The following is a 19,272-nucleotide window of genomic DNA, read 5'->3' on the forward strand; positions in this document are numbered from 1 at the left end:
CGGATGACAGAGATCACCCGTCGACTCGTGTCGAGGCGGATTTCTCCTCTGTAACGCGCCGTTCGTGGCAGACCCTTGTGTCACTCTCCAACGCACTGCCTCACCAGATGCACTGTGCGACGGAGAGGAACAAGAGCCTGATCCGCCTGATTTGGACGGTCAGCGTCCGCACCCGCTACTTCCTGCGGCGCTACATGCCCACCAACATCCTGCTGGATGCGATCCGCACGCACCGAAGCGGCTTGAAGTGAAGTATCCCGCGATGCTGCTCGCGATCCCGTACCTGCTGATCGCGAACGTCTGTATCGAACTTGTCGAGGACGGCGCCCCCGGATGGCTCCACCTCATAGTGCTGTGGGCGATCTGGAGCATGCTCAAGATGCTCTGGATTAGGCCGGTCAGTGCCGTGCTCCTGATGCGCGACTGTGTCCGCGAGTCCGTCACCGCCCGTCGCGAGCGCGCCAACTTGTCTTCCGAAGCAGCCGATGCCGAACGGCGTGCCGCGGTGGACACGATAGCTGTCCGGTGGGGTGTGAGAACTCAGGCACCGACTCGGCGGCAGCCGCCAGCACGGATCGTCCCACCGCACGCGATCACCGCCAACCGCACGGCCTCGTTGCTGACTGCCAGTCGTGCGGCGACCTGAGCGAGCGTCATCCCACCCGCGTAGAGCTGGGCGGCGTCCTGTCGGATCGCATCCGGCAACTCCGGTCGGCGCGCTGCCAAGCACGCCTGCCGAGCTATCTCCCGCATAGTGCCGCGGTGTACGTTGAATCGCGTCGCAAGCTCCCGCACAGGCACACCAACGGCGTACCCGACGAGCAACTCGGCACGATGCGAGACACTCAAACGGGTGTGAGGCTGCCGCGAATTCTCACGCGCGGGACCGCGCTCATCGGTCATCCGAGCCCCGAGCCTGCGGCCGACGAGCCCGAAAACCCCGTAGAACGCGGGAAATTAGCGCCCGGTTCCAGACGAGTGCCGACGCGGCTCGTGCCGCTAGAACGCGGCCGAGTCGCGAATGCCCTTCACGAACTCAAGGGCATCGCGTCCCGGTGCTTCGTGAAGTTTCTGCTCAAGGACAGTTGAGACCCACGAGGGGCCGTGTCCAGGCACGCCTGGCGCGAAACGCTCTAATTCCCCAACGGGGACCACACAGAGACCCGCGTTCCGCAACCCTGCCAACAACCGTTCACATGCTTCATAAGCATCGCCTTGCGGCACAGCCTGCAAACCGGATCGCTTCGCCTTGTCCCAGCCCGACTCGGCTTTCAAGATTGCCCGTAGAGTCTCGGCTTCCTTGCGATTAACGGTTTCGTTGGGGAGGGCGTCGATCTTCCGGCCTAGTTCGTCTTTCAAAGTCAGTTTACGCAGAGGCTTCTCGTCGGAGGTCAGCGCCTTGGCTACCAGTTGCAGGTCGGCCTCATACTTCTCATAATCGCCACCCAAGGACGTAATAATCTTCTCGACGTCGGTGGCGTCGCGTAGAACGTCGAAGTCAGCAACAACGGTTACTGGCACGCTGACCGCACGCAGAGCATCCACCACGGAAGACATACGAGCCTTTCCGCCGCAGTGAGTGAACAACAACTGAGGTTCTCGCTGGGCGGCTCGCTCGGTGTCAGCTTCCGGGAGATGGTCAAGGACTGCCGAATAATAGCGACAGTCAGCATCACTCTCACAAAGCACTACGGCATCATGAAATAGGCCATCGAGGACGTTGGAATAGCGGAGCAGGGGGTCGGACCACAGTTTCTTCACCGCAGCATCATCGAGGACTGCCGGGTGATTTACGTTGCCCTCCCTCGTTATTCTGACGATGGTGACGGAGGCTCCGTCTTCGAGAGTGCCTTGAACAACATCGGTGCTGTGTGTTGCGATGAATGCCTGCTGCGACTGTGCCTTACTAGCCAGAACCGACCCCAGTCTGCGAGCTTGGGGTGGGTGTAGAAACGCCTCTGGCTCGTCAATCAGAAGAACTTGATGACGGCCAGCAGCGAGATGCAGGACCAGACCCAGATAACTACGGACGCCATCTCCCTGTTCTTCAAGACGCGGGAGCCCCTTGAGTGCAGAAATGTATGCGTCCGTTGGGCGGCCGTCGTCGTGCTCGAAGAGCGGGCGGTTTCCAAGTCTCAGGCTGATTACTGAGCCGCCGTAGCGGTCGACCGTGACACCGAGCCCGAACGCCGCTCTGCTCTCCCGGTCAATTTCGCCCTCAATGTCAGAATCCAAGTATGCGCGCTGGACCGGATGTGCCGGAATCTGCGTAGAAAAGTCCAAGCTCTGTTGTGAGTCGCCGGCTGAGAGCCGCGACGTGCCATCCGCATGGAATATGAACAGTGGTGTTAACACGTTCAGGTCCTGCTGGTTCCACTGGCGCGCGATGTCCTGACTGGTAACTTCACCCCAGTTCTCGATCTGGAAACGATTCACACCTTCCCGGTTGATCTGTGGAACATTGCGGGACACCCATTCTTGTATATCGCCATCGATACTCTTCTCGTAGACGACTGACAAGATCGCGCGGCCAACATACTGGGACAATCGCGCCAGCCCTGCGAGGTCCTTGAGGACCTGACTCTTTCCGGCATTGTTTGGTCCGACAAGCAACACCATGCCCTCGACAGGGATCTCAACTTCCCGGTCATCACTAAATCGGATGTTCGTGGCTCGCACCCGCACCATTTGCATCTCCTTTAGCATGTCGCTTCTTTCAGAAATTCTCGCGGCGCATCAACCGCACAAGCCGTCTGCTCGTACTTGTGCGGCGTTCGTTGCTGCCGACGGCCCCGTCCACAGTTCAAGGGAAGTGCGCGATGGCCAGCATGCTCTAACTATAGCTAGAGCCCGTCGCGACGGTGCGTGTTTCCTCGGCAGGCGGGCGGCTCGCCGGGCCACGCACTTACGCCATGCACGCCGAAGTGAGGGTCGCGCGCCTTTCCTCAGGTGCGGACGCTACGGCGACCGCCAGGACGGATCGTGCCACCGCACGCCACCACCGCCGACCGAACAGCCTCGATGCTGATGCCAAGCTGCGTCGCGACGTGATCGAGGGGCAGGCCGTCGGCGTAGAGCCGGGCGGCGTCTTGGCGGATCGTGTCTGGCAGGTCCGGCCGGCGCGCGGCCAATCCCGCCTGCCGGGCTATCTGCCGCACCGTGCCGCGGTGCACCTTGAACTGTGCTGCTAGCTCCCGCACGGGTACACCCGACGCATACCCGTCGAGCGGTTCCGCCCGATTGGAGACGCTCAAACGGGTTTGAGGCTGACGCGAGTTTGCGAGCACTGGACCCCGCTGATCAGCGATCCGTCCGCCCCGCAGGCGTGGACGTCGAGCCCACGATCCCCGTAGAACGCGCGAGATTAGCGATCCGAGCGGTTCCCGGGGGTTTGAGAAGCTTCTACGGAGGTCCGCCCAAGGGGACGCTCAAACATCGATTCGGCCTGCCGAGGGGGCCAGCAAAGGTTACTGAAGTACCTAAACGCGGCGAGCAGGCCCACTACCATGATCGTATGCCGTTTCACGCCACCGTCGTCCAGGTCCTCGTCGCCTCGCCCGGGGACACCCAAACTGAACGCACAGCCATCCTGACTGACACTTCCAGGTGGAACGGGCCGTAACGCTCAGGGCCGCGGCTTCATCCTCTCGCCGTGGCTGTACGAGCTGCATGCGACCCCGATCTACGGCGATCGTCCGCAAGCGATCATCAACCGGCAGGGCGTCGACAAGTCCGATGTCGTGGTCGCCGTTTTCGGCACCAAGCTCGGCACTCCGACCGGGGTCGACGTCTCCGGGACCGTCGAGGAAATCAAGCGCGCACACGAGTTGGGCAAGCCTGTCCACGTCTACTTCTCCTCCGCTGACATACCCTATGACACAGATCCCAACGACCTTGCCGTGCTTAGGGACTTCAAGGAGGCCTTCAACGGCCTATACAGCACCTACTCCGACCCGCCGACGTCGCACGGCAAGTGCGCGATGCCCTCGAATACGGCCTTGACGCATTCGATGCAATCCCCGCCCCCTCCGCACCTGCTGGGGCCAAGCTGGTCGTCTCTCACGACCACCAGACCGAGCAGTCGGGCACTGACAAGAACGGGAAGGTGAAGTATCGTCACGTCGTTCGGGACCTGGTCATCAAGAACTCAGGTGACGGGGCTGCCGAGGATCTCCGTTTCAAGATCGAGCTGGTCGACGACGGCCATGTTCACCTAGACGCTGAGACCGATAAAGAGGGCTGGGTGACTGTCGGCGACCTCACCGACGGATCTAAGCGCAGCTGGACGTGCGTCCCCATGACGGGGCACGTGGACGTACGAGTCTTCACGACGTGGGTCGAGAATGGACAAACCCACGAGAAGACGTTCACAACCACCGGCACCTGATATCGAGGTATGCCCGCTGCGTCAGGGAAGTGACGATGGACTCGCAGCCGCTGTCGTGGGAAGCATCTTAATTGCAACGCCGTTCGGTTAACCGTCGGGGTCGGGCGTCAAGATTCTGGTGCGGAGTGTCGAGGGATAGGTGCGCCGGTCGATGGTGTCTCGGCCTTTGGCGCGGTATTTCGAGATCGCGCGTTTGATGACCCGTTGCCGGGTACGGGCTCGGCGTGCGGGCATGACCTCGTTCAGGCGGGCGGTGCCGATACGTCCGACCAGATCGATCGCGGTGTCGGCGATCGCGTCGGCGGCGCGGATGACCTCGTCGCGTGCGGTCCGCAGCGCGGTGGTGAACGAGATCCTGTCAGGATCGACGTCCGGGCGGGCCAGGGCGGTGTCGCTGATCGCGGTGCGCAGGATCTGGTAGGCGCATAGAAGCACCCAGACTTCCTGGGCGACGGCGGCGGGGCGGCGGCCTCGCAGCACCCGGCCGCCTAGGATCGTGGACTTCAGCTCGCAGTAAGCCGTCTCGATCTCCCAGCGCTCGTGGTCGAGCCGGACCAGCTCGATCGCGGGCGCTTCGCGGGGGTCCAGAAGCGTGGTGATCAGCCGGTATGTTCCGATGCGTGATCCGCCGCGGTGGTGACGTGGATCTGCGCGTCGATCACTCTCACGGTCAGGCCTCGCATGCGCAAACGCCCAACTATCACGATGAATGCCGCGTTCAAACGGATCAAGCCAGCGACCCTGGAGAGACAGGTCCTCGACCTCACCGGTCGACTCGAGGCACTATCGGTAGCGAAGAACCCGACCCGGGCCAAGCCCGCACCCCACCGGTTCTGGGAACACAGGTAAACCCGCGGAGGTCCTCACATGAGGCAACGACCCTGCCATGCCGGAGATTTTCCTATGAGGCAACGATGTTCCTTTCCCGGAGGTATCGCAATGAGGCTTCAGGGTCCGGGTGTACTGTCCGTTCTTTGCTGCGGCACGAGATGACAGCTACACACCGCTGGTGCCAACGTTCAGGCGTCCCGTTCGGCGGGCGACAGTTGTCGAACAGTTAACAATGAAATGGCGGCGGAGCACGAGGGGTGTCGCCGCGTACCGCGACCGCTATGGAATCATCACGTCGGCACCGCTCGACGCTGACTTGCACTGCGCAGCGCATCGATGCCGCTCAAGTCAAGACGGGCCATCCGGCTGCTAAGTCCTACGAGCGGCTTTTTCAAGCGCAACCCACGAGGCAGTCCTCACGCTGGATGCCTGGTCTCTAGCGCTCTGTGGCAAACACTTCCCAGAGGAGGCTCGGTAGCGCCCGTAGTATTGGATTATGGAGTCACATCTGGAGTTCGCTATTTGGATGGGTGAACTGATGGCACTTGGGGACTCAACCGGGGACGCACGCCGATCCAGTGCTGGGCGGGCGATGGAGATCGCCGGAGCAGTCATCGTGTCCTCGCATCCTGACGGAGCGAAAGCCGCCCTGTTGTTCACGGCATCTTCGATCGTGATCAATTCTGGAGCGCATCTGAACGATGCTGAGAGTCTCAAGAGCGGCAAGCTGCTCGCGGAGAAAGCTCTCGCCATGACATCGGAGGATCAGCCTCTCCACTACCAATGCCGATACAATATTGCCAACGCCACCAGTTCGCTATGCGACCAAGACCTGCCCAAGATCAAATTTGGAACGAGCCGAATCGACTGGGAGCCGGATCTAATAGTCTCTCGTCTCAAGAATCAGGCGGATCTCAAGGAAGTGAGACGAGAGTTCTTCCAGATCGGTCTATCTTCGGTGGCAGACGGTCACACGCGTTCATCCGCGTATTGCAACCTTGGTAACGTTCTTGATCACGCGGGACGCTGGGCGGAGGCGTACGACTTCTACCTCCGGGCGTTGGAGGCTGATCCGCGCAACGGCAACGCAGCCGGGAACCTCGCTCAACTGCTCCACACGCGGATCGGCACAGGCATCGGGCAGACAGGTCATATCGCGGCCGTCTACGACAAGTACGTCGCCCTCGCGCATCACCTGCGAGACGGCACGCTGGAGTTCGCTGACACCAAGGTCGCTGAGCGGTGGGATCTACTCGCGCCCACGGAGAGCCAAGGCCACTTGGCCCACGGCCTTGACCCCGAAGCTGAAGACTACGAGTACCGGCAATGGGTTGCTGACCTCCGCCTTGCGCTCTCGCCGGCCGTCGAAGGGCTGGGCACAGATGAACTGCGCTGGGATAGCGCGACCATCGAGGTTCTCTATGGTGAAACCCTCGACGAGATGAGTCCCCCGATTCTCGGGGCTATGAACGTACTCAAGTCGGATTTTCTGGTCTCACGGCGTCTCGCCTTCGAAGCCATCTCCCAGCTCACCGACGACCTGACACAGACCGACGACGACTCGGGCTCCTACGTCGAAACCTTGGACTACTCCCTCTACGGAATCCAATATTCCAAGCTCCTACTTGCTCAGCGCTCAGCACTCGACGTTCTGGATAAGACCGCAGTCGTCGCTAACGAACACTTCAAGGCCGGAGACGTTCCCAGCAAGGTTTCCTTCCGAAACTTCTGGACTGAGAAGACCGGAGAGCTTCGAGAACCGCTGGTGAAAGGAGCAGGACGCTCCCTCCCGAACCTCGCCCTGGCCGAACTAGCCAACGACATGGCGAAGGACGGTTTGTACGCGACGTCGCAAGCACTACGCAACGCAGGCACCCACAGGATCGTCCATGCAGCCCTGCTGGCAACCACCGGCGTAACGCAGGATTCCCGCAGCAAGATCGACCTGATGGAGTTGGTCGAATCAACCATTCTCGCGCTGCAAGTCACCCGATCCGCATACCTCTACCTCATCGACCTAGTCGCGATGTGGAACCACCCCGACGACCACCAAGGCAACTACCTGCCGTTCCCCGACGTTCACTACCTCCACGACCCCGCCGCCGACCAAATCATCAATCAAGAAAGCCAGGAACCGCAGGATGGTCCTGCGCTAGCTACACCTTATGATCAGATCCAGTCAGTCGATTCGGGGGAGGACGCGTGACCGGCGTCGGGACGGCTCAGTCAAACGCGACGTCAGCGTCCGGTGGAACGCACCTACTCGCCGCCAGCCCTAAGGACGCCGAACGCGCGGCGTCAGCCCAGGGCATGAAGCTCACGAACTTCTTCGCCCTCGCATTGCAAGTTCCGCCGACCGCAAAGAAGTGCACGTGGCAGGTCGGGACCACTGCGGGGCTAACAATCGCTGACAGAGCAGCCATCGCGTGGATTATCGCAGATGCCGCAATGAAACAACGCGGTGGAGGCTCCAATGTCTACACGACCTGGCGTACAGCTGCCCTGAGCGGAGTCAAGCTAACCGGCAACGAGCACAGGCGAGTTGCAGCGTTCGTCGACGCTGTATTTGGCTTACCTCCGCACGGAAAGAGCGAGGATCACCTTATCGGTCATGTCGCCGAGTGGATGTGGTTCCTTCATGCCTCCCAAACCGTTGATCCTACAAGAACCCCTGTCGTGCTCGAAGCGCCTAAGTTCAACGTCACAGAACCAGGCGCGGACGGATTCATTGTGTTCCACGAAACCGCGACCGATGAGCACCACTACAGGCTCTGGGAGTTGAAGAAGCACACCGCTAATGGACCGGTCTCTGCGACGGTCACCAGCGCGTACAACCAATTGGACCAAAAGGCCATGCGCTACCTCGCCCAGCAGGTGTCTATCCATTCAACAACTGCGGGCCCCGTCGGTGAGCTATGTAGCCAGCTAGTTGATTTCTGGTTGGAGAGCCACGACCGAGCTGGAGTTGGAGTCGGCGTTACGACCGCGTCGGCGCCACCGGCAACGTGCTTCACCACGATGGGGAAACGATTTCCTGGATTCGATAGACCTGGCCAACTCGAAGGGCTGCTCCTCTCCGTCGAAGACTTGGCTGAGATTGCCAAGGATGTCCGGGGGTATCTGTGGATCGTGCTCTGAACCGCGAATTTCTGTCGGAAGCGCTCGGACAGCACGCTCCGGGGGTCCTGCCAACCGTTGAAGAACTCACCGCACTCATCGCCGAGGTCGAGGTGCGTACCTTCATCGAGTCGACTGATGTTGACGAAACGCTTCTCCAAACTGCGTGGTACCTGCACGGCATTGCGTCTGCGGAGCAGGCGGAGGGCATCTATACGGCGTCTAGACAACAGCGAGCGTTCGCAGTATCGGCACATATCTTTGACCTCGCGTTGGGGGGGACCCGACCGGTCAGTGCGCGACCGTCTCGCCCTGGCGTTCGGTGCCCAGGTCGGGTATCGCCGCGGAGAGCGCGAGCCGAACGCCACCGCCATATGGCGACGCGTTGACGAACTCCTCGATGCTTCCGCAACTCAGGACGCCCAAGTTGACACCGAGAACCCCAGCAATGCTCTGAGCTCTCCCGCCCAGCAAGCGGGGAACCTAGCAACTATGGCGCTGCGCGCAGGCATAGCGTTCCTCGGCCTTGATGTTCGGCGTATCCAGGCGCTGCTCACTCGTTGGCAAGAGGACATCGAGTCTATGAGTGCACTTTTAGGGGAAGGCACCCTCATATCCACGATGTTTGGGCCCGCTGAGGCAGTGGTCCAAGCCGTAAGTGACCTCGTAATTTATCTTCGGTACGGAGATCGTGGGCGACTGCAGGCAGCTCAGAGCGCACTACTGTCCGTCCTCAACCTTGATGCTGGGCAGGGGGACCACGACGCCGGGTGGGTTGCCACCCACCTCATGCATATCGCCGATGGCATGGACAAGTCGAGCGTCTGGAGCGTGCTGCCAGACGGCACGCCGCCCATCGTTGCTCAGGCGTTTACCGTCGGCACGCCACCCGTTTTGACCCTGTGGCCGCCGCAGAGAGACCTACTAGCTCGCGAGGCGTCGAACCCTCTAGATCCAGGAACTCGGCGCCTGCTCCTATCAGTACCAACCAGCGCTGGTAAGACTCTCATCGCTCAGCTGCTGATCTGCCACCACCTTGTAACTCAGCCAGGAAATGTCTGCTATGTCACACCCTTGCGTAGTCTTGGGCGAGAAATGCGCCAAGCGCTGACGGGGCGAATGCGCATAATCCAGAAGGGCTTGGGTGCAGACTTTCCCGACTTCGGTGACGTCACAATAGAGGAATTGCTTGACCTCATCGGCGACTCGAGTGAGAACTCGGTGGAGATCATGACTCCCGAACGTCTAAGTCATCTTCTCCGACATGATCCTGCGTCAGTTCTCGACCGCTACACGATGTTTGTGATCGATGAGGCGCATCTTCTAGCGCAGCCAGGACGCGGCTTTCTCCTTGAAACAGTCCTCTCCGCAGTTACAGCAACCGATGCGCGGGTCATCCTGCTCTCGGGTGTGATGGGAAACGCGCATCAGATCGCATCTTGGCTCGACCCATCAGACGAAGCAACACTCTTTGAATCAGGATGGCGAGGCCCAAGGCGTCTCCACGCGCTTCTGTACTCCAAAGTTGAGAGCAGTGCCGGAGTTCAGCTTCGCGCTAAGTCTTCTACGTTCACGCACATCGAACGCTTCCCAATCACTGCTGACATTCGTGTGAGACCAGCCGAAGGCATCACACGGCGCCTCGTCACTAGTGTCGACAACCCCATCGGATACCTCGAACGCAAGGTACGACCAGCAGGGGTTGGAAAACCCGATGTCGAGGACAGCGACGCCTTCTACAAGATGTGCGCACGAACAGCACGCGAGTTCCTCGATGCTGGCAGCCTACTCATGATCCTGTCGCAACGTCTCTACGCCAGAAACGCGGCCCAAGAACTTGCAGAACGGCTCCCAGTAACCGAGAGTACGAGCGACCTCTGTGAGTTCCTAGAAGAACGTCTCGGAGTCGAGCATCCCCTGATCGGTTGCGTTCGGCATGGAGTCGCTTACCACCACGCAGGACTGCCCGTTGATGTCCTCGACGAACTCGAACAAGCCATGCGAGCAGAATCCTTACGCGCAATGTTCGCCACCTCAACCCTCACCGACGGCGTGAACCTCCCCGTCCGCACGGTCGTAATCTGCGAAACCAGATACGAGGGGCAAGACCCAGGTCAGCAGCTTGACGGACCACGCCTTCTGAACGCGGTTGGTCGCGCTGGTCGCGCTGGCAAGGAGACCGAAGGATGGATCATTCTCGGCCTCAAACACCGACCGCGGGCCGACGATTTCGAAGATCTCCAGCCCGCTGACAGTGACCTCGAAATTGTCTCCACACTCAACTCGGATCCCGCCCTACTCCATCTGGTTGAGTTCGAGGCATTGATCGCCGAAACGGCTGATGCGCTCTTCGTGGTCGATTCCGGTGAGGCCGCAGACTTCGCCGCATACGTCTGGTTTGTGTTATCCGCACAAGAACGCCTGAACGAACTCGGCTCGGTCACCGACCTTTCCACTTCTATAAATGGGCTTCTCGCTTTTACTCAACTTCCACCTGAGATCGCGTCTCGCTGGAAGGCTGTTGCGGAGTACGTTCGCACGCAGTACGAGGTAACAGCGCCCGAACGTCGACTCCGGTGGGCGCTGACCGGGACGGCGCTCTCCAGCGCTCGCCGAATTGAAGAAATTGCAATCAAAGTCGCGACCACTTCCAGAGCCCTGTATGGCGACCTCGACAACGATGGGAGACCCGGACCTGTCGCACGCGAGCTAACTCCTTCAGAGGCGCTCCACGCACTAGATCGATCCGGAGCTCTGGCAGAATTGCTTGACCTGCCCGAAGGACAGGGGGTTTGGAAGTTCAAGCCCACAGTGGGTGCGAGAACTACCATCGATGTCTCGGTAGCAGGGGCTCTCGAAGGATGGCTATCTGGCCTCAACATGCCCGAATTGGCTGCATATATGCTGCCATCGGTGACCGACGCATCATGGCGCCTAGAACAGACCGTTGACGCTATCAGCGGCGCGTTTGAACACTTCCTTAGCTGGACCGTCGGCGTCGTTGTAGCCCAAGCCAACGAGCACCTCCTCAACGAAGGTGGCGTAGACGCGCTCCCCGACGACCTCGCCTACTTCATTCGCTACGGTGTGGATACAACGATTGCTCTCAATCTTCTCACTAGCGGGATCCGCTCACGGCGCATTGCAAATACGATCGGCCAACGCGCCTCTGAACTGGATTTGACCTGGTCGCAGACGCGCGATTGGCTCCGCGGTCTCCACATCAACGGTTGGAAGGCGGAACTCGCCGCGTCACGTCGCGAGATTGAAGATCTTGTCGATTTCTGCCGCTCCAACGTCACTAGCCCGCTTCGGCAACTCCTCGAAGCCGAGACCGCCACTATCAAGCTATACGAACCGATTACGCCACCGGCTGCTACTGGCCTGGTGCCGGTGGAATTGCGTATTCGACTGTCTGCCGAGCCAATCGAGGTGTGGAGTTTAGGGCCGGATTCCTTCCGGGTTGGGACGATCGCAGCAGAGTCACACGCCGACGTCGTGCTCCTGGGGCTTAGCGGTTTGAACTACCGTGCCGAATCAGACGGCGCCGTGGCCACGCTTCGCGAGATTAGATGAGCTGCTGGATCAGGTCCCGTGCTTAGTCCGCCGCTGGCGCTCGAAATTTTACCTGGCATCCCCCTTTACTAGACAGCGAGCGAGCAACCGGGTCGTCTTCCAGACCTGAGTCCGGCATGTACTCTACGCTGTCGCCCAATCTGATAGTTGAACACCGGCGCTTCCGAAACGTCTGGGCGCTGTCGTCGACCTTGTGGGGATGCAGCCCGAGCGAGAACTCTCGGAAAATCAAAGGCTCCGGAAGCTGCTAACAGGTGAGTTCCTATCCGGTCATCGCAGCGCACGTGCTGCGGTGGAGGCTCAGAGGTAGCGAGACGACGTCTGGCCAGGACCTCGTTTTGGTCGGTGCCCCCGACCCGGTCACTCAGAGGCATTGCCAAGGTATTCGTTGATGAGGCGATTCCCACGAAACCATGAGCAAGCGAGGTTGGACCAGACGACGGCAGGGAAGTTCCCGTCGATCCGGAAGAGCTTCCTGTAGCGATCGCCCTTACCGCGGTTCCTGAAGTCGTGCTGGGCCCGGGGATATCTGTCACCGGCGTATGCCTTGACGGCCCCGTCGCAGTGAATGAATTCGCCCTTAGTAGTGTCACGGATGGCATGGAGATATCGAGCGAACACCCACTCAGTTCCGAACTTTGGCAGTGGCATGAACTCTTCGATCTCTACGGTCTTGAGCACCATCGGTGGTCCACCGAACCGAAAGCCCAGCGTGCGGACTGAGCAGGGATGTGCCGCTGTCAGGATCGCTGTGGAATGTCTCGCCGACAACCGCCAAGTGGTCGAGGTCGGCCTCGGCAAGTGGAGGCCCACACCAGTGGTCGGCTTCGTGGACCTCGCGGTACCCTTCTTCGAACTGGAGGCGACGTTCATCGAGTGCGAACCGTGCTGTCAGCTGATACTTCTCTGCCATTCGCAGGATGGCCCCGATAAGACCGTAATGAATACCCGATCCGTAGCCTCGCCGAAGGGGCTGGTGATAGTGGAACGCGTGGTCGCCTGTGTGAAGGCCCCATGGACGCGCATCGAGCCCTGTCACGGTGATGAGACCGCTCTTGCCCAGGAGGGCGATCAGATCGGGAGCCGCTGCGAATACGCGGAAGTCGACGGCCGGATAGTTGAAGAGATCGATTAGTGGATCGGCGTAGTCCGACCGTGTGACTGCTCCTAGCAGCGACTCAGATAGTGAGCGGCGCTGCACGAGGTCGGGAAGTCGCGCGTGAATCCCGCTGGTCGCCTTCGGCTCTGCTGTTACCCATTGATCGAGCAGCTGGAAGGCTGCTTCCCGTGATTGTATGAGACGAGGACGGTCGTCGGAGAACAAGAAGGCGGGGAACGAGCCGAGGTCAAGCATCGTGTTGCGAAGCTGGTCAAACCGGGCCCCAAGATGCGTGCGAACGGCGGCGATGTCATTCGGGTCCAGACTGAAAGGCATGATGTGAGGGTATTGGCGGAAGGACCGTTGGTCCGTCGGGTAGCTCATCTAAATTACCGGCCACGGACTCGCACCAACCGGTCACATTCGAACCAGGCGAACCGCCTGGTTCCCTGCAAACACAAGGGAATCCGCGAGTTCCCGAGACGATCAGCGGAGACCGGAAAATGCCAAGATCCTCCAAAGCGTCGTAGGCTCAAGTGCTTCCGCTGTGACCGCTTGCCTCATAAACTGGTGTCATCGGTTCCGCTTGGAATCCGATGCGTGCGGCCTCGCTGCTGTCGTCCGACTGTGTTCGAAGCAGGGGAGTGGCACGTAGAGGGCACGAGTCCGACCTAGCCACCGAAAAACCGCAAGATTCCGGGGAACCTGACGAGTACTGGGACTTCTGAAGCATCCTCCCAAGTGACAACATAGTGAGCCCGCGTGAACATCAGTGTTTACGCGGGCTCTTTGTCTCACACGGCCGGTCCCGAGCGTGCGGAACGTTCGACACAGCCTATTTGCCCGTCATAGCCGTCGCATTCATAGCCATCCCCGCAGATGAGATGGTGTCCGCACCCTGGATCCACCATTTCCGCCATCGCCGACTTCGGATAGGATTGTTCAACAGCTCAGTTCTCCGGTCAGAGGTGATTGGCAATGGCACAGGTGCGCGGCCGCAAGGTCGAATTCGACGACATCGACGAGGATGATCTCGTCGTCAGCAAACCGAAGACAGCGGCAGCGGGGCTCAAAGCCGTTGAAGTCGCCTTCGAACGCGGCCTCAAACAGGGCGGAGCCAGCCGCACCGTGCGCTCGATGTTCCGCGTCAACCAGCCGGACGGAGTCGACTGCCCCGGCTGCGCCTGGCCGGAATCGATCACCGGGGACCGGAAGAAGATCGAATTCTGCGAGAACGGTGCCAAGGCTCTCGCCGAGGAGAACACCACCCGCGTGGCCACCCCCGGCTGGTGGGAACAGCATCCCATCGCCGAACTCGAGCAGAAGACCGAGTACTGGCTCGGCCAATCCGGCCGGATCACCCATCCGATGATCATCCGCGACGGTGACACCCATTATTCGCCTATCGCGTGGTCCGAGGCCTTCGACATCATCGGAGAGCACATTCGGGCCACCGACCCGAACCGATCGGTCTTCTACACCTCGGGCAGGACTCCGAACGAGACGGCGTTTCTGTACCAGCTTCTCGCGCGCAGCATCGGCACGAACAACCTTCCCGACTGCTCGAACATGTGCCACGAATCCTCCGGTACCGCACTGTCGCCGACGATCGGCATCGGCAAAGGCACCGTCTCACTCGAAGACCTCGAGAAGGCCGAGCTCATCTTCGTGGTCGGTCAGAATCCGGGGACGAACCATCCGCGCATGCTCGGCACCCTCGCCGAATGTCGTCGCAACGGCGGCAAAGTGGTCGCGGTCAATCCGCTTCCCGAAGCCGGCCTGCTCCGGTTCAAGGATCCGCAGACTCCCAAGGGCCTGCTCGCCGACGGAGAGCGCACCAGCGACGAGTTCCTGCAGATCCGCGTGGGCGGAGACCAGGCACTGTTCCAAGCCCTCGGCCACCTGCTTCTGAAGAAGGAAGCAGAAGCTCCCGGGACCATCGTCGACCGCGAGTTCATCGAATCCTCCACCGATGGCTTCGCCGACTACGCGGACGCTCGCAAGGACCTCAACTGGGCCGAGATCGAACTCGCCACCGGCCTCGAACGCACAGAGATCGAACACATCGCCGACCTGCTTGCGGCGTCGAAGGCGACCATCTTCTGCTGGGCCCTCGGCATCACCCAGCAGCCCCACTCCGTCGACACGATCAAGGAGATCGTCAACCTGCTCCTCCTGCAGGGCAACTTCGGCAAACCCGGGGCCGGAGCCTGCCCCGTGCGCGGACATTCCAATGTCCAGGGCGACCGGACCTTCGGGATCTGGGAGAAGCCGAAGGAAGACTTCCTGCAGCGACTCGAAACCGAATTCGGCATCAGCGCACCGCGCGAACACGGCTACGACTCAACCGAGGCGATGCATGCCATGGCCCGCGGTGAGGTCGACGTGTTCGTCTCCCTCGGCGGAAACCTCGCGATGGCGAACTCCGACACCGCCACCATGGAGGAGGGGCTGAAGAAGACCGGCCTCACGGTGCACATCTCAACGAAGCCCAACCGCTCCCACGTCGTCCACGGGAAGACCTCGATCATCCTGCCGACGCTCGGCCGGACCGACCGCGACGACAAACACCCGGGCGGAACCCAGTTCCTCAGCGTCGAGAACTCCATGTCGGTGGTCAGCCGCACACAGGGACGACTCGAACCGGTCTCGGATCACCTGCTCGCCGAACCCGTGCTGCTGGCCCGCATCGCCGAGGCGGTGCTCGGCCCCGAACACCCCGTCGACTGGAAGGCCATGGCCGAGGACTATGACGTCATCCGCGACCACGCCTCCCGAGTCATTCCCGGTACAGAGGACTTCAACACGCGGGTGCGGGACAAGTACGGCTTCGTCCTGCCGAATCCGCCTCGCGATCAGCGGTCATTCGCCACCGCCGAGGGGCGGGCCCAGTTCTCCACCAGGCCGCTGGAATACTTGCACCCGCCCGAGGGGCATCTGGTGCTGCAGACGATGCGCTCGCACGATCAGTACAACACGACGTTCTACGGACTCGACGACCGTTACCGCGGCATCTCCGGCGGCCGCCGGGTGATCCTCATCAACCCTGAGGATCTCGGGCCGGCCGGTGTCGAGGACGGTGAACTCGTCGACGTCGTCTCCGTGTTCAATGGCGAAGAGCGGCGGGCCGAGAAGTTCCGTATGGTGGCCTACCCGACGGCCAGGGGCTGTGTGGCTGCCTACTATCCGGAAGCGAACGCTCTGGTCCACCGTGACCTCGTCGCCCGCGAGTCGAACACTCCGGGGTTCAAGGCCGTCATGGTCCGTTTCGAACCTCGGATGGACGACGATGAACCCGCCGAGGTGGTCAGCGAAGTCGACGCGTTCGTCTAGTCGCGTATTTCCGCTGTAGATGCGGCAGCGCCGACAGGTTCTCGACAGCCCTCGCAAGTATCACTGGAAATCAGATGATCGTCGACGGCCATGTGCAGCATCATCTGTATCGTGCAGTGCGGAAGAAACGAACGGCAGATCGTGCTGTCAGCGAGATGAGGCGGTGCTAGTCATCCAACGGCTCGGTAATAAACGTGAAGGAAGTATCGCCTTCGGTTGGGTCGGATCCGTACAAGCGAAGCAGATCAGTCTTCCTCGGTGCGCTGAACGACGTGAACGGTTCGACCTCGATCTCGACGAACAGTTCTATGCGGCGCCCATTCGCGTGTTCCAATGCCCACTCGAGGACCTCGCGGACATCCTCAGCATCTGAAAGTACGAACGCTTCAAGGCTCCATGATTCGTTCCCGTACCGCTCCCAGAAGTTGACTCTGTACGTTGGCGAGTCGTCCACGTACGATGCCTCGGAATGAACAGTTTCGTCCGTTCTCAAATCAATCCGTTTCGTTCGACAGGTCCAAGGGTCACTGCGCGCGGGCTATAGTCCCTTCGATGACATCATTTTCAGCCTACTGGTCCACGTCGCTGAGCACATCGCACGTCAGTATGAATCGCGGAGTCCGCCAAACCTTCCGCGGCCCCATTTCGGGTGTCGCCGATTTGGTCAGCGAAGTCGTCGCGTTCGTCTAGTCGTATCTCCTCGGCAGGGCTCCGGCTGAGCCGCGGCAGGGCTCCGGCTGGGCTCCAACGGGCCTCCGGCCGGTCAGAGCCGACAGGCAATGACTTCGACCGACTATGACACCGTCTGGACATGACAAAGCCCGACATCCCAGCAGGAGCGACCTGCGGAATGTCGGGCAGAAGTTCATCTGTCGCGGTTCATCCGCTGCTTGAAACCCAGCAGCAGGATAGGAGACCGGACAGGCGGCGGCACTCGGGCCGCCGACGTCAGACGGTGCTCACGCCGAAGGCGACGGCACCGTCACACGTTCAGGCTGCCAGCGGCGTGATCTCACGCAGCGCGGAGCCGGTGAACAGCACGGTGCGGCCGGTGGAGTCGCTGATCGCGATCTCTCCATCCGCGCGGGTGCTGATCTTCGGTTCGATTAGTCCGGCATGCTCGACGGCACGCTGAACCCACAGTGGGAACTGAGTCATCGTTCCCTCCTTTCATTTCGTCGGTGGACGGCATGCAGCAACGCACGTCATCCGTTTCGTGTTGAGTCGGCGATGGGGTGATCGCCGGTCATCGCACGTCGCCTGCCGATCGTTTCGGCGGCTGACCTGCTCAGAATGTCACCGGGGCACGAGTTGATCCGTACCGGTGGGGGATCTGCATTCGGAGGAGACACTGTCCGTGGCATCTCATCTGCACGACGAACCTGGTAGTCGATCGTCGACACGGTCATCATGTCGTCGAATTCGATCGTTGAGTGGTTCGATGAAGCCGGACCTCTCCGAATGCAAGACACCAGCTTAACGTCCCGGAGAACGAGAAGTCAAAGCGAGGTGGTGAGCCTCACTGCCTGCGCGTGCGACGGTGCATTCGCAGCCACACCAGGACCGATCCGATGAGGAGCACGACTCCGCCGGCAAGCAGGCCGAGCGGAAGAAGGCCACCGTCCGGGAGCCCGAAGACTCCCGAGGAGGACCGGGCCGCAGAGTCATCGTGGGCGCCGCTCGCAGATCCGTCAGCGTCGGCACCCGGCGAACTGTCGGCATCCGCGGCGCTCCCGGCGTCGCTCGTCGTCTCCGAGGCGCTGGGGTCGGCACTCGGGGTGACCTTCTCACCGACGGGCACGGTCTGCAGGGACACGGGATCCTTCTGAGCGAAGTCCCACTCGAGGAGGTCGACCGCGGCCTGCCGGGAATTGTTGTCGATGCCGAGCATCGTCGCCACCACACGGTGACCGTCGCGTTCGGCCACCGCAATGTAGGAGCCCTTCGCGGTGGAGGTGTAGCCGTTCTTCAGACCCAGCCCGCCGTCGACCTGACCGACGATCTTCGTGTGGTTCTGAATCTCGTAGCCTTTGAACTTCTCCTTGGTGTCCGGGTTCTTCCCGCCCGGGAATTTGAACGTCTCGGTGCCGATGACCTTCATCAGATAGTCGTCATCGCACACCGCCGAGGCGAGCTTCATCATGTCTGCGGCCGTCGTGTACTGGTCCTTCTCGTCGAGTCCCGAGGTGTTCGCGGCGTGGGTGTTCGTCATTCCCAGCTCGGCGGCCTTCTCGTTCATCAGCGCCACGGCCTTGTCCTGCCCGCCGGCCGCCCGGCCCAGCGCATTGGCCGCATCGTTGGCACTCGACATCAGCATCGCGTGGAAGAGCAGATCGACGGTGTACTTGTTCTTCTGCATGAGGCCGACCTTCGTGCCGTCGATCTGCATGTCCTCGAACTTCGCCTCGACCTTTTGCTTCCGATCGTCGAGGACATCGACGAGAGCCAGAGCGGTGAGCAGCTTGATCGTCGAGGCCGGCGCGTGCTTCTTCTCCACGTTCTTCGCCGCGTGCAGCTCACCCGTATCGAGGTCCCCGACCAGCCACGACGTTCCCACCGGGACCGGTGACTTCGTCCCATCGCCGAGGTCGTCCGGCGTCACGTACGCCTTCGCCGTCTTCTCCGCCTGCTGGGTATCGGCCCAGGACGCGGTGGGGGATAGGACGAGCTGGGCCCCGACGAACAAGAGCGTGACCAACGCGGCGAGGGCCAGCATGAGCCTCGACCGTCCGGCACCCGGCACAGGGATGTCAGCGGTCGCTGTCGCAGTCGTCGCCGCAGCTGCGGGGTAGGAAGCAGTGATGCCGGAAGAACGCATGCGCCCCAGTCTACTTTCGTGTCCGGCTCGGAATCCTCAGGAAATGCTCCGTAGGCCGGCTCGCAGGGAATGCGAAAGGCGGCCGTGCACTCGAAAGTGCACGACCGCCTC

General features: G+C 61.1%; 14 protein-coding genes. 7 read left to right on the forward strand and 7 right to left on the reverse strand.

Features of this window, described 5'->3' with window-relative positions:
• Positions 1-77 precede the first annotated feature (77 nt).
• A complete protein-coding gene (locus tag CV023_RS18985; RefSeq protein WP_330166653.1) occupies positions 78-251 on the forward strand; it encodes a hypothetical protein in 174 nt (57 codons plus the stop codon).
• Positions 252-262: 11 nt separating this feature from the next.
• The gene (locus tag CV023_RS18990; protein WP_330166654.1) at positions 263-646 is read left to right on the forward strand and encodes a hypothetical protein; all 384 of its coding nucleotides are present in this window, start codon (positions 263-265) and stop codon (positions 644-646) included.
• A 353-nt stretch (positions 647-999) separates the two neighbouring features.
• On the opposite strand, the gene CV023_RS07725 is transcribed toward CV023_RS18990, so the two are convergent.
• Together CV023_RS07725 and CV023_RS07730 are read right to left on the reverse strand one after the other, a co-directional pair.
• Positions 1,000-2,706 carry an ATP-dependent nuclease gene (locus CV023_RS07725; protein WP_230744891.1) on the reverse strand — a complete coding sequence of 569 codons (1,707 nt, stop codon included), beginning with the start codon at positions 2,704-2,706 and terminating at the stop codon, positions 1,000-1,002.
• Positions 2,707-2,945: 239 nt separating this feature from the next.
• Entirely contained in the window at positions 2,946-3,254 is a 309-nt protein-coding gene (locus CV023_RS07730; RefSeq protein ID WP_230744892.1) for a helix-turn-helix domain-containing protein, read from the reverse strand.
• Positions 3,255-3,973: 719 nt separating this feature from the next.
• Between CV023_RS07730 and CV023_RS07735 the strand changes: the two genes are divergently transcribed.
• Positions 3,974-4,387, forward strand: coding sequence for a hypothetical protein (locus tag CV023_RS07735; protein ID WP_230744893.1), 414 nt, complete (start codon positions 3,974-3,976; stop codon positions 4,385-4,387).
• 87 nt (positions 4,388-4,474) lie between these two features.
• Here CV023_RS07735 and CV023_RS07740 read toward each other — a convergent pair whose 3' ends face one another.
• A complete protein-coding gene (locus tag CV023_RS07740) occupies positions 4,475-5,140 on the reverse strand; it encodes a transposase (protein WP_269067265.1) in 666 nt (221 codons plus the stop codon).
• Between the two features lie 574 nt (positions 5,141-5,714).
• On the opposite strand from CV023_RS07740, the gene CV023_RS07745 reads away from it, so the two are divergent.
• The 3 genes from CV023_RS07745 to CV023_RS07755 all read left to right on the forward strand — a co-directional run bounded on the left by CV023_RS07745 (position 5,715) and on the right by CV023_RS07755 (position 11,911).
• Positions 5,715-7,424 carry an LA2681 family HEPN domain-containing protein gene (locus tag CV023_RS07745; protein ID WP_230744894.1) on the forward strand — a complete coding sequence of 570 codons (1,710 nt, stop codon included), beginning with the start codon at positions 5,715-5,717 and terminating at the stop codon, positions 7,422-7,424.
• Positions 7,421-8,356 carry a hypothetical protein gene (locus CV023_RS07750; RefSeq protein ID WP_230744895.1) on the forward strand — a complete coding sequence of 312 codons (936 nt, stop codon included), beginning with the start codon at positions 7,421-7,423 and terminating at the stop codon, positions 8,354-8,356. The genes CV023_RS07745 and CV023_RS07750 overlap by 4 nt, the downstream gene beginning before the upstream one ends.
• Positions 8,357-8,827: 471 nt before the next feature.
• Entirely contained in the window at positions 8,828-11,911 is a 3,084-nt protein-coding gene (locus CV023_RS07755) for a DEAD/DEAH box helicase (RefSeq protein WP_230744896.1), read from the forward strand.
• 625 nt (positions 11,912-12,536) lie between these two features.
• Here CV023_RS07755 and CV023_RS07760 read toward each other — a convergent pair.
• Positions 12,537-13,346, reverse strand: coding sequence for a hypothetical protein (locus tag CV023_RS07760; RefSeq protein ID WP_230744897.1), 810 nt, complete (start codon positions 13,344-13,346; stop codon positions 12,537-12,539).
• A gap of 642 nt (positions 13,347-13,988) precedes the next feature.
• On the opposite strand from CV023_RS07760, the gene CV023_RS07765 reads away from it, so the two are divergent.
• Positions 13,989-16,343, forward strand: coding sequence for an FdhF/YdeP family oxidoreductase (locus tag CV023_RS07765; protein ID WP_230744898.1), 2,355 nt, complete (start codon positions 13,989-13,991; stop codon positions 16,341-16,343).
• A gap of 166 nt (positions 16,344-16,509) precedes the next feature.
• On the opposite strand, the gene CV023_RS07770 is transcribed toward CV023_RS07765, so the two are convergent.
• The 3 genes from CV023_RS07770 to CV023_RS07780 form a co-directional block, all read right to left on the reverse strand.
• Positions 16,510-16,797 carry a hypothetical protein gene (locus tag CV023_RS07770; RefSeq protein ID WP_230744899.1) on the reverse strand — a complete coding sequence of 96 codons (288 nt, stop codon included), beginning with the start codon at positions 16,795-16,797 and terminating at the stop codon, positions 16,510-16,512.
• 536 nt (positions 16,798-17,333) lie between these two features.
• Complete coding sequence (locus CV023_RS07775) at positions 17,334-17,501, reverse strand: hypothetical protein (protein ID WP_230744900.1); 168 nt, start codon at positions 17,499-17,501, stop codon at positions 17,334-17,336.
• Between the two features lie 361 nt (positions 17,502-17,862).
• Positions 17,863-19,161 (reverse strand): D-alanyl-D-alanine carboxypeptidase family protein, encoded by a 1,299-nt coding sequence (locus tag CV023_RS07780; RefSeq protein ID WP_230744901.1) that lies wholly within the window; start codon positions 19,159-19,161, stop codon positions 17,863-17,865.
• Between the last annotated feature and the right edge of the window lie 111 nt (positions 19,162-19,272).

This window comes from Brevibacterium sp. CCUG 69071 (assembly GCF_021023135.1).
Classification (GTDB): Bacteria; Actinomycetota; Actinomycetes; order Actinomycetales; family Brevibacteriaceae; genus Brevibacterium.